This is a genomic window from Variovorax sp. RA8, from assembly GCF_901827175.1.
In the GTDB taxonomy this organism is placed as follows: Bacteria; Pseudomonadota; Gammaproteobacteria; order Burkholderiales; family Burkholderiaceae_C; genus Variovorax.
Genome location: NZ_LR594663.1, coordinates 182,323 through 194,550, shown reverse-complemented (window position 1 = coordinate 194,550; position 12,228 = coordinate 182,323). Strand labels below are relative to the sequence as shown.

At 62.4% G+C, this 12,228-nt stretch carries 12 protein-coding genes; 5 read left to right on the top strand and 7 right to left on the bottom strand.

Annotated elements, in window-relative coordinates; translation table 11 throughout:
- Positions 1–92: 92 nt before the first annotated feature.
- The gene (locus E5P3_RS31925) at positions 93–1,736 is read left to right on the top strand and encodes a Fic family protein (RefSeq protein ID WP_232073562.1); all 1,644 of its coding nucleotides are present in this window, start codon (positions 93–95) and stop codon (positions 1,734–1,736) included.
- A gap of 34 nt (positions 1,737–1,770) precedes the next feature.
- Entirely contained in the window at positions 1,771–1,971 is a 201-nt protein-coding gene (locus tag E5P3_RS31920) for a hypothetical protein (RefSeq protein ID WP_162590082.1), read from the top strand.
- 426 nt (positions 1,972–2,397) lie between these two features.
- On the opposite strand, the gene E5P3_RS31915 is transcribed toward E5P3_RS31920, so the two are convergent.
- Together E5P3_RS31915 and E5P3_RS31910 are read right to left on the bottom strand one after the other, a co-directional pair.
- On the bottom strand, positions 2,398–2,748 hold the full coding sequence (locus tag E5P3_RS31915) for a hypothetical protein (RefSeq protein WP_162590081.1): 351 nt from the start codon (positions 2,746–2,748) through the stop codon (positions 2,398–2,400).
- A gap of 339 nt (positions 2,749–3,087) precedes the next feature.
- A complete protein-coding gene (locus tag E5P3_RS31910) occupies positions 3,088–3,792 on the bottom strand; it encodes a hypothetical protein (protein ID WP_162590080.1) in 705 nt (234 codons plus the stop codon).
- Positions 3,793–4,177: 385 nt separating this feature from the next.
- On the opposite strand from E5P3_RS31910, the gene E5P3_RS31905 reads away from it, so the two are divergent.
- Entirely contained in the window at positions 4,178–5,107 is a 930-nt protein-coding gene (locus E5P3_RS31905) for an SOS response-associated peptidase family protein (protein WP_162590079.1), read from the top strand.
- Here the strand turns inward: E5P3_RS31905 and E5P3_RS31900 are convergent.
- The 4 genes from E5P3_RS31900 to E5P3_RS31885 all read right to left on the bottom strand — a co-directional run bounded on the left by E5P3_RS31900 (position 4,992) and on the right by E5P3_RS31885 (position 7,876).
- Positions 4,992–5,945, bottom strand: coding sequence for a hypothetical protein (locus E5P3_RS31900; RefSeq protein WP_162590078.1), 954 nt, complete (start codon positions 5,943–5,945; stop codon positions 4,992–4,994). The two genes, E5P3_RS31905 and E5P3_RS31900, sit on opposite strands and share 116 nt — an antisense overlap.
- A gap of 114 nt (positions 5,946–6,059) precedes the next feature.
- Positions 6,060–6,515 carry a hypothetical protein gene (locus E5P3_RS31895; RefSeq protein WP_162590077.1) on the bottom strand — a complete coding sequence of 152 codons (456 nt, stop codon included), beginning with the start codon at positions 6,513–6,515 and terminating at the stop codon, positions 6,060–6,062.
- 25 nt (positions 6,516–6,540) lie between these two features.
- The gene (locus tag E5P3_RS31890; protein WP_162590076.1) at positions 6,541–7,314 is read right to left on the bottom strand and encodes a DUF262 domain-containing protein; all 774 of its coding nucleotides are present in this window, start codon (positions 7,312–7,314) and stop codon (positions 6,541–6,543) included.
- Positions 7,315–7,321: 7 nt separating this feature from the next.
- On the bottom strand, positions 7,322–7,876 hold the full coding sequence (locus E5P3_RS31885; RefSeq protein ID WP_162590075.1) for a hypothetical protein: 555 nt from the start codon (positions 7,874–7,876) through the stop codon (positions 7,322–7,324).
- Positions 7,877–7,953: 77 nt separating this feature from the next.
- Here E5P3_RS31885 and E5P3_RS31880 point away from each other — a divergent pair, with 77 nt between their 5' ends.
- Both E5P3_RS31880 and E5P3_RS31875 read left to right on the top strand, forming a co-directional pair.
- The gene (locus E5P3_RS31880) at positions 7,954–8,262 is read left to right on the top strand and encodes a hypothetical protein (RefSeq protein WP_162590074.1); all 309 of its coding nucleotides are present in this window, start codon (positions 7,954–7,956) and stop codon (positions 8,260–8,262) included.
- On the top strand, positions 8,243–8,848 hold the full coding sequence (locus E5P3_RS31875; protein ID WP_162590073.1) for a DUF6036 family nucleotidyltransferase: 606 nt from the start codon (positions 8,243–8,245) through the stop codon (positions 8,846–8,848). The genes E5P3_RS31880 and E5P3_RS31875 overlap by 20 nt, the downstream gene beginning before the upstream one ends.
- A 460-nt stretch (positions 8,849–9,308) precedes the next feature.
- Here E5P3_RS31875 and E5P3_RS31870 read toward each other — a convergent pair whose 3' ends face one another.
- Positions 9,309–12,224 (bottom strand): Tn3-like element IS1071 family transposase, encoded by a 2,916-nt coding sequence (locus tag E5P3_RS31870; protein WP_003158660.1) that lies wholly within the window; start codon positions 12,222–12,224, stop codon positions 9,309–9,311.
- Positions 12,225–12,228: the final 4 nt, after the last annotated feature.

Genomic DNA, 12,228 nt, shown 5'->3' with positions numbered 1-12,228 from the left:
CGGGCGCAACGCAGAATAACCTAGCGCCGGAAATACCAAAATCCCTAGCATTGGCATTACAATAAACCCTAGCAACGACTAGGCAGCGAAGAATGGCCACGAACTCGACCGCTCCCGTGCAGCAGATGCCGACTCCGGCGCAGCGGCGCTTGGCTGTCGCCCTGCAGATGCTCCATACCCTCCAAGAGGGCGGCACCCATGTTTTCCACACGGGCCAGTTCTCACGCCTGGAGCGTGAGGCTCTGCTTCAGGCCGGCTATCTTCAACTCGTGATTCAGGGCTGGTACATGTCCGCCAGCCCTGCTGCCAAGGCCGGAGACACGACCCCTTGGATCGCCGCGATGAAGGACTTCATTGCGGCGTACTGCGATGCACGCTTTGGAACCGAGTGGTGCGTGTCTGCCGACTACTCCTTGCGGTTGCACGCCGGAACGACGTTGCTCCCCAAACAGGTCGTGGTGCACGCGCGGCAGGGCAAGAACGGAGTGGTCGCTCTGCCAGATGGGTTCTCCCTGATGGACTACCAGGCAAGGGACTTTCCCTCGGCTGACAGACGTGACATCGCCGGCGGGGTCCGCACCATGACGCTGGAGCAGGCGCTTCTAAAGGTACCGGAGAACTTCTTCAGGGCATCGCCACAGGATGCCCAGATCGCTTTGCTTTCCATCACCGATGCATCGGAACTCAGCCGCCTGCTCGCCGACGGCAATCACGGCACGATCGCCGGGCGGCTTGCCGGGGCCTTTCTTGCGGTTGGCCGGGAGGCGATCGCGAACGACATCGTTGGATTCATGAGAGCGTTGGGCAATCAGGTCACGGTGGTCAACCCCTTTTCCGCCCCTCCGCCGATAGTTCTTGGCGGGCGCATCGAGTCGCCACATGTCTCCAGGTTGCGCCTGATGTGGAGCGCGATGCGTGGTGATGTTGCCAGCTCATTCCCAGAAGAGCCGGGCCTGCCAATGGACGTTCCGGCCTTCATGAAGGCTGTCGAGGAGGTCTACGTGACCGATGCATATCACTCCCTCTCCATCGAAGGGTACCGGGTCACGCCCGAACTCATTCGGCGTGTTGCGAGCGGAGAATGGAACGATGAGCGTCACGAGGAAGATCGTCGGTCACGCGACGCAATGGCAGCTCGCGGATATTGGCTTGCACACAACGAGGTCAACCAGTCCATCCTGCAGATCTTCGAAGGGGCCAATCCTGGCGAAGTCTTGAAGCGTGATCACGGCGGCTGGTTCCGCGCGATGTTCTCACCGAGCGTGACAGCCGGTGTTCTGGCGGCTGCCGACCTGGCAGGGTATCGCGGCCATCAGGTCTACATCCGCAACGCGGCGCACGTCCCACCCTCTCGCGAAGCCGTGCGAGACATGATGCCGGTGTTCTTCGAGCTGCTTCGTGACGAACCGCTCGCTTCGGTGCGCGCGGTGTTGGGTCATTTCATGTTTGTGTTCATCCATCCGTATATGGACGGGAATGGCCGAATCGGTCGCTTCATCATGAACTCGATGCTCGCCTCCGGCGGATTCCCTTGGACGGTCCTGCGACTTGAAGATCGCGATAGGTACATGGACGCCCTGAACTCCGCGAGCCGCGATGGCGACATCAAGCCCTTTGCGAAATTTGTGGCTCAGAGCCTTAGGAACGCGGCGGAGGCAAATACCGACGCCCAACTGGCGAGAGACGTCTCGCGCGAGGACAGCGATGAGGAAGACGCGTCACGCCCCCGCGGCTGACCGTACCGGACAGTGGGACCATCGCTCGAACACCATGACGAAAATCGAAGAAGCCATCGCTCGGCACCCCTACATGCTCCACATCGAGCGGATCGTGCGCATCGCTCCGTTGATGACCAATGCCGAGCGCGCCGCGTTGACTGCGTGGGCAGAGGAAGCTGTGGAGAGCGCCGTTCCATTCGATGCGAGCAACTGGCCGGGATGGAGCGCCGTGGCCAGGCGGCTCGCTCATTGAGCTAGACGAACCCGGCGAAGGGTCCCGCTAGCGTTCCTCGTGCGGATCAGGCCATGCAGGGTAGGTGGGTGCTTCGCGCCCGGCAACACCAGTGTGAGGGATGACGCGAGGCGGCAATTCGCGGTTCCGGTTCTAGACTCACGCTATCGTCTTGACCTCCAGCGCGAGCAGGCGCGCGCGTTGCCCGCCCAAAGCCCAAAGCCCCGATCCCGAAACAGCGCCAGCGAAAGCCCCGCGCGCGCAAGTTCGCGCCAGCGCCAGCCCGTCTGCGAAGCCCCGGCGCCGGAAGTTTCGACTGCGCAGGAAGTTGCGCCTGCGAGCCCCGCCCACGCGCGAGCATCAGGAGCGCCGGCGCTCCATCGTGAGCCGTAGCGCCAGCAATAGACGCCGGCCGCCGACGAGCGCGCGAAGCGGGCCTCGTCGGCCTCATGTCCGGGGGCGGTAGGGCGCCGCAGTCAGGAAAAGAATCGGCTCGGAGATCGGGACGCTGCCAGGCTCGAAGACGAATCCCTCGCGCTCCATGACTTGGCGCGCCATGCGCCCGATCATGCGTTTGAGGTGCCTCGCCGTCTCGTCATCGGCCTGAAGCTCTGGCAGGGCCCTCGCCAGGCGCGCCTGGCCAGGCTCCAGGGCCGGCCGCCCGTTCCTGGTGGCCTCTGCCATCTCCTGGAAGAATCCGTCTTCGTTGACAAGCCGCCAGGCGCACTGCGCCGCTGGATCGGCCGCGTACGCACGCCGGAACATGGGGCCGGGATTGAACGGGGGGATGGAAGTCATGGAGGGTCCTTTTCATGTGGATGGACACCCATATAGTCAGCAGCCCCGAAAAAAAACAGCTGCGACCGCAAAAAGTTCGACCGCAGAAGTTTCGTCCGAAGAAGCTCCGCCTGCGGAAGTTTCGACGGCGAAGGGTCCCGCCGGCGCAGCGCTCCGGCCCCGCGGCGTTCCGTGCTCAGCTCCGCCATCGAAGGGTTTGTGCGCGCAGCGGCTTCGCGATCGCAGTTTCAGCGGGCGCGCCGGCTTGCGCCTGGCACCCGCTGCCGCCGGCGGCGCGCCGGGCCGGCCAGGCGCACCCCGCCGCCGGACCAGCAGGCAGCCCCGATTTTGGCTGCGCAGTCAGTGAGCGAGGACCTTCTTGGCCTCGCGCAGGTTGAGCAGGTAGTCCTCTGCGAAGCGACGGGAGCCCCAGGGCGGGCAGCCATCGTTGTAGAAAAACCCGGGTCGGGAGCCGTACGGCTTCCATGCCGAGGTTTGCTGCTCGGTGACGGTCAGATGCAGGTGTGGGTGGTCCTCGTAGACGGCCCACTCGTCGCTTGTTTGGCCCACCAGCTTGTAGTGACGGTTCACGAGGATCCGCTGCTCATCGCTAACCTCCAACGCGGAATACGGAAGCCAGTGGCGCATTTCCCAGTAGACGGGGGATGAGCTGCTGACGAGAAACCGGGGAGCGCGCAGCAAGGTCTCCATGTACGAGATCGCGAAATCGATAGCGTTTGCCGCGGAGATGAACTTGTCGTCGATCACCTCGACCATCTCGCGCGCGAGTTCGTAGCGGCGCTTCTTCACCAGCCACCCGGGCTCGGGAACCTTGCGCAGGGCCTTGCGCATCTCTTCGTCGCTACGTGTGAAGAGGAACGGCCTGCGACCGGATGCTTCTGGCGCGTGGACGCCATGCTTGTGCAGCAGCGACCAGTTAGCCCAACCATTGTTCTTGGCAACGCGGTCTTGAGCCTCGTAGAGGGGAATAGCTTCGGAGCGTTTTAGATCCTTGGCCTGGCGGCGAAGGTATTCGATCTCAACGTCAGAGAAATTCTTGGGCACTGGGGCCTCCAAAGTTCGGCCGCCAATCGGCGATGCGCTCACACATCGAGTCAAGGCGGCAAACACAGGAAGCGCCTAGTCAGTACACGGTGCCGATTCGACTTCGCCTTGTGAGCGGGCTGGCCAACGTGGTAGGGCCGGACCAGAATGTATCCAAAGGTTCTGCTGAGCGCAAGCCAGGGCCGTCGGGGCAGGCCTCAAAGCTCCTACTTGCCTCCGCCTGCCCGACCTGGATTTTCTGAAGCTGCCCAGGCGCGTCCGCAGGGGTAGGGGATAGCCGACGATGTCTATTGCGGCCAGCACGCCAGCGATCGTGAGATAGTCCTGGCGGTACTTTCTGCTCGAGTTTCTGGCTCCTGTCGACACAACTACTCCGTTTCCGCTTATGTGCTACTCCGCCCTGATCAAGGCCGACTTCACGCGGTTCATCCGCCAGTTCGGCGGCGACCTCAAGCTCGAAGAGTTCGCGAAGATCTACTTCGAGCGGCGCACCAACCCAAGGATCAAGATCCCCAAGGTGATTGATGCGGCGTTCCACGCGCCGCAGTCCGACGCCGAGCGCGAGATCAAGGCCCTGATCGACGAGTTCAACACGCAGCAGGCCACCAAACTCGAGCAGGAACTCTTTAAGCAGCGCAAGCGCCTGGCCGACGCCGAGCGCACCCTGCAGACCAAGGTCACCAAGAAGGCAATCGACGATGTCCGCATTGCCACGGACAAGATCGAGTGGGCCAAGGGCAAGCTCGCGGACCTGAGCCGCGTGGAGCCGAAGGAGCGGGATGCCAGGATCTTCCCCGGTGTCTACGCACCGGTGATCGTCTGGGAGGACGGCAAGCGCGTCATGAAGCCGATGCGGTACCAGTGCCGGCCGGCCGGGAAGCCGGCCAACTACGACACCAGGTACCCCGGCAGTTACAACGCGAGGTCCGACAATTTGGAGGGCGGCTTCTGGGGGAACGTGTTCGGCTTCTCACATGGCATCATGGTCGTGAACGCCTTCTACGAGAACGTGGATCGCGACGGGACGAACACGGTGCTGGAGTTCCGGCCGCGGCCGCAGCAGGACATGCTGGTGGCTTGCCTATGGTCGCACTGGCGGGGCTCGGGCGATGAGCCGGACCTGCTCTCGTTCGCAGCGATCACCGACGAGCCGCCCCCCGAGGTGGCCGCTGCTGGCCATGACAGGTGCATCGTCCCTATCAAGCCCGAGAACGTCGACGCCTGGCTTCAGCCTGACCCGAAGGATCTCGCCGCGCAGTACGCGATTCTTGAGGACCGTGCCCGGCCCTACTACGAGCATCGGCTGGCTGCGTGACTGATTTGGGCAGCCGTGCCGCCGTCACCGCCGCGTCGACCAGCCGGCGTGAGAGGACCCAAAAGCCTTCGTGATTCAAAAGCTTCTGGTCAGCGAGGGCGCAATCGGGCACGACGAGCACGACGAGCACGATGAGCGCATGAGCGGCGGGAAGGTAGTCACGAAGCTGCTTCAAGTCTCGCAGCAGTTCACCCAGTACAAATGGGAGAGCGCGGACATCGAACCATGCGTCGTGCGATTTTGTATCGCGGACCCAGGTCGGGGCCTTGGGATGCCAAGTTCTAAGGTTCTTGGCGATACCGTCCTTGTCGCGCCCCCCGAGCCACGACGACCGGTCCATCGACGGCGTGAGCTCAAGTTGCCTCACCATTTCGACCTTCGCACAGACGTCGACGTAGCCAACCACCTGGCCTTTGCTTTCGTGTACGTCCAAATAGTTCGACCCCACGTCGTCACGAACCGGATGCTGGGCGGCCCATGCGAGAAGCTTTGCCGCACCGAGTGATTTGGAATCGTCGCCGTTCAACAGGAATGGGCTATCGAGAAGCGAAAGTAAGGTTTTTCGATGCTTCTCCGCCAGCGCGACCAGTTTTGCATCTTCCGAATACTGCTCGGCCAAGCGAGCCAGACTGGCGAGCTCTCGCGAGGCAGCCTCGCGCCAGCGATCGTTCGCCTTCTCTGCGAGATCTTGCATCCGCTTCGGATGGGCCGACAAATGGTGTGAAACGATGGAGTCAAGATTGTCGACAAGCCAGCGGAACAATTCCTCGTGCGCTGGCTCTCCAAGCTCCTTCCCCGCGCCACGGGCCCGCACCTTTCGGCCAACACCATTCGCCATCGGCATACCGCCTCCCGCACAGGGTGTAATCGCAGGATCATCGCGATCGCGACTGGCAGAGTCAACTGGCCCTCGTGGCCCCGAAAGCGCCCGCCCGGCACCTTGGCCGAGGGCCTAAACTGGCCGTGGAACGGATGGCGCATCGTCCTCGCATGGCCCGATCTGCTCGGGCTCCAGCACGATGAAACTCTCGCTCCCGGGGTCCTCGACCAGGTTGGAGTACCGCAGCGCGTCATAGCCGGCCGCCCGGAGCGCATCCTTCACGAACGCCCACCCTTCCGTGTCGCTTCGGTTGTTCGCCTCGTACGCAGCATTCACCTGCGCTGCACTCAGGACGCCCTTGGAGCGAAGTTCTCGCAGGACCGACGGAAACCCCCAGGTACCCAGATCGACGATCTCCAGGGCGTTCTGGAAGGTGATCTCGTACTCGCGCACCTCGCCCTCCCCGCCGGCGATGTCGTGCAGCCGGGCCTCGGCCGCGGTGGCCGTGCCGAAGTGGGCGCCGAGCATGCAGCTCGTGTCGAAGGAATCGAACTGCTCGGTGGTGCCGTGGAACAGGCGGAGGGTCACGTGTGTATTGTGGTGCGGTGCGCCATCAGCGCGGGCGCGGGGCATCCGGGGCTTCCTCCCCGGCCACGTCATCGTCAATACCCGCGTCGGCGCCGTCGAGGCGCGCCCGGACGAGCTCGGCCGCCGGTGAGCGGCTTTGCGAATACCTGAAGACCGCCTCGTGCCGCGCTTGCTCCTGGGCGGCCGTGAGGCTAGCCGTGTCGGAACGATCCACGAAGAACTCATTGCCTACTCGCACCAGGCGCGGTTGAGGCATGGCTCGCTCGGACTCGAGATGGGGACTTCCCCCGAAATTCATGAGATCGTAGGTCGCACGCAACTTCGTCTCGTCGCGCTCGCGAATGATGCCGCGCGAGAAGATCGTGTTCTGGAATCGCCGACGATCGCGCGCATCGACCTCCGACCACAGCGTGAGCCTGCCTTCGCTGTCGGCAACGGCGAGCTGGTCGGTGAGGAACATCTCCAGCGCCTTGAGCCGCTGCTGGCCGTCGATCACGCAGTTGGACAGGGGCATGAACTCGATGCCGCGAAAGCCGTCGATCTCCGGCCGCAGCTCGAACTCGGTCACCACGTAGGTTCCGAGGTGCACACCGGTCCAGGCGCTGTGAATGAAGCGACGGGCCTGGTCGTCGGACCACTTGAACTCGCGTTGCCATGGCGCGAGCGGCAGCCCCATCACGTAGCGGTCTCGCTGAGACTTGTCCGGGTCGAATTGCTTGAGGTCATTGATCAGCGCGCTGATCGTCATTGGCGCGATGTGCGGCGTAATGCCCGGACGGGGCATGGTTCGAGTCGTCATGATGCGGCTATCCCCGAGGCGCGTCGGCAAGTTCTTCGCGGCCATCGACCATCGCGAGCTCGATCGCCCTGACGTGCAGCGCATCACGGACCTCTCCCGGTAGCGCGGCAGCATCGCGCGCGCCGCCGCACCTGCGGTACAACCAGTCGGGAGCCCAGTCGAAGTCGAAACGCCGATCGGCGTCCTGCCGCTGCCACTCGGGCACGATCACGTAGCCGCCCTGCCCCCAGTGGGCATAGATCTCCCAGTCGTCCATGATCCCATTGCGGACCACGCTCACAGCGAAGTCGATGCCCTCGTGGTGGAGGGGGCACAAGGATCGTTCGCTGAAAGCGACGGGACCGAAGGTGGCCGCGTAGCTCTCATTGTCCTCGCACGCCCACTGCAGCAGGAGGCCGAGGGCGCCTGTCTTCATCGGGTCGGCAAAAAACTCGTCCTGGAACGGGACGAAGGTCTCCCTGGGGCCGTGCCCGTCCAGCTGCAGCGTCTCCTGTGCTACGCCGGCGCAAAGGGCCAGCCAGGCCCGGCACCGGACTGCTGTCATGAGTTGATAGGGTCGCATGATAGGGATTCTCTCGATCTATCGTCTTTTCGCGTGCGATTTTCAGTTTGCAGTTCAACGCCTCTATGATTTGTGGCATGACCCGAGACCATGAGGAGCAGCTCCTCGCGTTCAGCGCCGCCCAGAAGAGGCAGTTCCGTGAAGAGGACTGGCTCGAACTCGCGGCGGCCGGGCCTGTGAGCTCTGAGGAGGTCGCGGCTGCCGCTCTTTTCCTTGCTGGCGGCTGGTGGTACGGCCATGACGATGCCCTCTTTCGCGTCGCAGACCGCCTCTCACCCGGCTCGGTTGGGCACTTCTCCAGACTAGCCAAGGCGGTCGAGTTCAATTGCAGCCGATTCGATCACATGCTGAAGACCAGGATCGCCCATGAATCACGCCACCGCTGAGCTTGCTGCGGCACTATCGACCATGCTCAATAGGATCGATGCCACGCTTCGGGAAAACGGCTATGCGGGAGAGCCGATCATCATGTACCTGGCGGGTGGCCTGGCTGTGAACTTCTACTGCGGAAGTCGCTTCACTGCGGACGTGGACGCCAGCTTTTCTCGCAGGGTGACGCTGGATCCCAATGACCTGATCGTCGATTTTGCAGACGCCTCGGGCAAGCCAATGCAGCTCTACTTCGACGCGACCTACTCTCCCACGCTCGGCCCAATGCATGAGGACTACGAGGATGACGCGCGAGAGTGGGATGGCATAGGCAACGAGCGGCGTCTCATCAAGCTGAAGGTGTTGTCGCCGCTGGACCTTGCCGTCTCGAAGCTGGGCCGGTTCGAAGGCAATGATCGGGGTGACATCCTTGAACTCGCCAGGCATGAGTACTTCACCGCGGACGAGTTTCGCGAGCGTGCTGAATCAGCTGCCAGCTACTTCGTCGGGAATGTTAGGCGACTGCAGACAAACATCAACCTCGTGTGCAAGGACATCGCTGACCTCGAGCCGCCGCCCGTGGCAGGGCCTGGAATCAGGTAGCCCGACCCCACCGCCCTCTGCGAGAGGCGGACGTCAGGTGTCCGCCCCCGTCCTCCGGGTGATGGTCCCGAACTCGAACTGGTGCGCCGGGAACGCCGCGCGTCAGGCCGCGACCTCCTCTTCCATATCCATGCGCGAAGGTGGCGCAGGCTCGCCGCGCTGCGCGGCCATGATCGCGCGGTAGGCGCTTGCGATCGCGACGGTCAATCCCGGGGCGTGGCTCGATGCACCGCCAGAGGTGCACAGCCTCACGCCTTCGGTGGTGCGGCCATGGTGCGGGGCAACCTGGACGTACCAATCGCCGTTGCCCCCTTGGAGGGGTCTCCTCGTTTTCAGTGCAATAAGTGACGGTACGAAAAGCTAGCACTGGCGCGGAGGTGGTGTTGGTAGATCGTTGATTTCATTGACTTTCCTGTTCACTTTCAAATCTGCGATTCGTGGCGTCAAACCGTGGTCGGTTTCATCCATTGGTGCCAGTTATCGATGCATTTGGCCGCGAAGGCAGGATTTGGTCAGCATAGCGGTCAACCGGGAAGCGAAACACACCCCGCAAGTTGATGCTCTCCAGCCTGGTGGGCGCAATCTTCCCGATCAGTTCCGGTGGAATGACCTGGCGGCGGTTCGACCAGCGATCCAGGACCGCCTGCATCTGTGAGGTATTCCACGCCATCACGATGTTGGCCATCAGGCTCAACGCATCGGCCACAGCCTGCATTTCATCGACACGTTTGGCCTGCGCCGGGCTGATCCGGCCGGTATAAATGGCGCGCTTGAGGGCGTTAACAGCCTCGCCCCGATTGAGCACCCGGCGCAACTCGTTCCTGAAAGCGTCCTTGACAAAGTAGTCAGCCAAAAACGCCGTACGCAGCAACCGCCCCAATTGCACGCCAGCCTCATAGATTGGATCGCCCTGGGCGGCAGAACCGAACCGCGCAAGAGCTGCCACCGCACTGGCATGTCCGCTCATGACCGAGGCTGCCAGGTGCACCAGACTATCCCAATGCTTTTCGATCAAAGCGACGTCGACATTGGCTTCGCACACCGCAGCGATTTCTGCGGGCACTTTGGTGCCGCGTGGCACAAAGAGGTGGCGCTGTTTGAGTTCCTTCAACCGCGGGCAAAGATCAAAACCAAGCAAACGGGCATGTGACATGGCAAAGTCGGTGTAGCCATGGGTATCCACAGCAAGCTGGCTGGTCTCCAGCTTTTCTTGGCGGATGACACCTTCAATGGCCACGCCCGCCTGGCGCTCATTGAGCACAAAGGGCTGCGCATGGAAGATGCCCCACCGGTCTTTTACATGGGAGTAGATTCCAATGGAAGGTGTGTTGCGCCGAGGATCAAGCCGGGCTTGCCACACCCGTTTGGTGGTCTCCATGGTCATCATGTCAGAAGATGCCAAATCGGACCGCCCCCAGGTGGCGGCAATCGGGTGTCGCTGCATGAATTCCAGCACAGCCTGGCAGGCCTGGCTCAGACGCCGTTCGTCCCGCGCCCAGCGCATGGCCTGGCGAATGCTGGTGGCAGACAATTGCGGAATCATGCGCGCGCATTCGACCGCAGTCAGACTGGTGCCGTGGGCCATGATGCCGGCATAGACCATCAGCAGCTCGTCGGTAGAGCGCGGCTCACGTCCGAGCATGATCCAGCTAAAGCGCACCTGGGCGTCAACGGCCAGAATCACTTCCGGCAATTGAACCTCACCGATGCGGTGATCCAAAGCCGCGCGCAGCTTGGTCACTTCTGGGTCTTCGTCCTCTGCGGGCAATGGCGACAAATGGAGTTCATCATCCACGCGCAGTACGCCACTGCGGGCTGCAGCGGCCACCGCATCGACACCGGCAGTTACTCTGGCCAGCAAAGGCTTCAAGAAAGTGGCAGCCTTGCTGGGTAACGATAGACGGGCATAGTGTTTCTTGGACTCTGCCTGCCAACGCTCGTCCGTGAAGAACAAGCGCGCACGACCCCGAAAGCTCAGGCTGTGCTCAATCCAGACCGAGCCATTGCGCACCGCGCGGCGCAGGGCAAACAGGGTGGCCACCTCCAACGCCTGAAACGCCCGTTCCCGGTCTGGGCTGGAGATCGAAACCTGCCAGATCATTCCCAGACTTGGTGCCACCACTTCAACTGGCAGCTTTCTGGATCCTTTGAGATATAAAGCTTGCAGCTTGGCAAGGTACTCGATGGCAGGATGCTCGCCGGTGGCCTGCCAGGGCAGCTTTGCAATGGCGACGAGCAACGACCGCACGGGGCGAATTCCATCAATCAATCCCTCGCGGACCAGGGAGGCCCTGCTCGGTGGTTTGCGTTTCTGGGTTTCGGTGATCAAGGCTTCAAGACGGGCACGCAACTCAGCATCTGGCACCGCACCTTGCGCGCTCAAGGCAACAAGTTCGCCGAGCAGCGTTTTGTACATTGCGGCCCAATTGACGGTAGCGGGGACATCGGCGGCAGCCTGACGCCACAGATCGGCGATCCGGCGCTGCACCATAAGGATCAACTGGTCTGTGGTGGTGAACAGGCAATACCGAAGAAAGCATGCGACCTCCACGGTGCGCGCTGGCTCTTTGATCTTGGCTCCGGCTGAGGGCGGCCTGGAGACAAGTCGGCGCGCGTAGCGGCGCAAGATGAGATCGGGGATGTCTGCCAGGTGCTTATGAACGTCCAGCGTGTAAAGCAGGTCGATGCGCTCCAGTACCTCGCTGATTTGGCGGGTTGAGTGTTTCGCCGGTGCAGCCCATAGCCAACTCTGCTGGGTTTGTCCATCTGGGCGCAGCTCTGAAACTGAGGCTCGCCAGCGATCAAGTGTTGCTGGATCAACGCTGGCGGCGATGGCGGTGCCTGTTTCAACTTCAAGCTGGGCAAGTGCCGCCGCAATCAGTGTCCGAATTGCCCGCTCGTGCACGATCACCAGCTTGTTCTTGTACAGCCATTGACGCGCCCGCACGAGTAGCTGATCGCGGTCGGCGCAGCGCGCCACTTCGTCGCGCAGTTCACGTACCAGTGAGCGGCGCTGGTGCTCGCTCATCCACTGGAATCCAAGGACCGTGCAGGCTACTTGTTGGTGATCGAATAGCGTGCGCCCGCGTTCATACATGGCTCTCAGCGAGGCGACTTCTGGTGCTGCAATGCCAAGCTCGTTGCCAAGGTGGCGCCACAAGGCTACTGGAATTACCCGAAAGGCACCGAGCAAACGCCCACTCATGCGCAGGAAACCAATATGGAGCGCCAGACCAAGCTTGTGGGAATCACCTCGGCGTGCATTGATTGCGTCGCGCTCGGCACCATCGAAGGTGAAAAATGCCTTCATCTCGAAGTCGCTGATATCGCGGGGGAGCCCACGCATCCCCAAAAACGTTGTGTGCCAACCCTGCATCGTG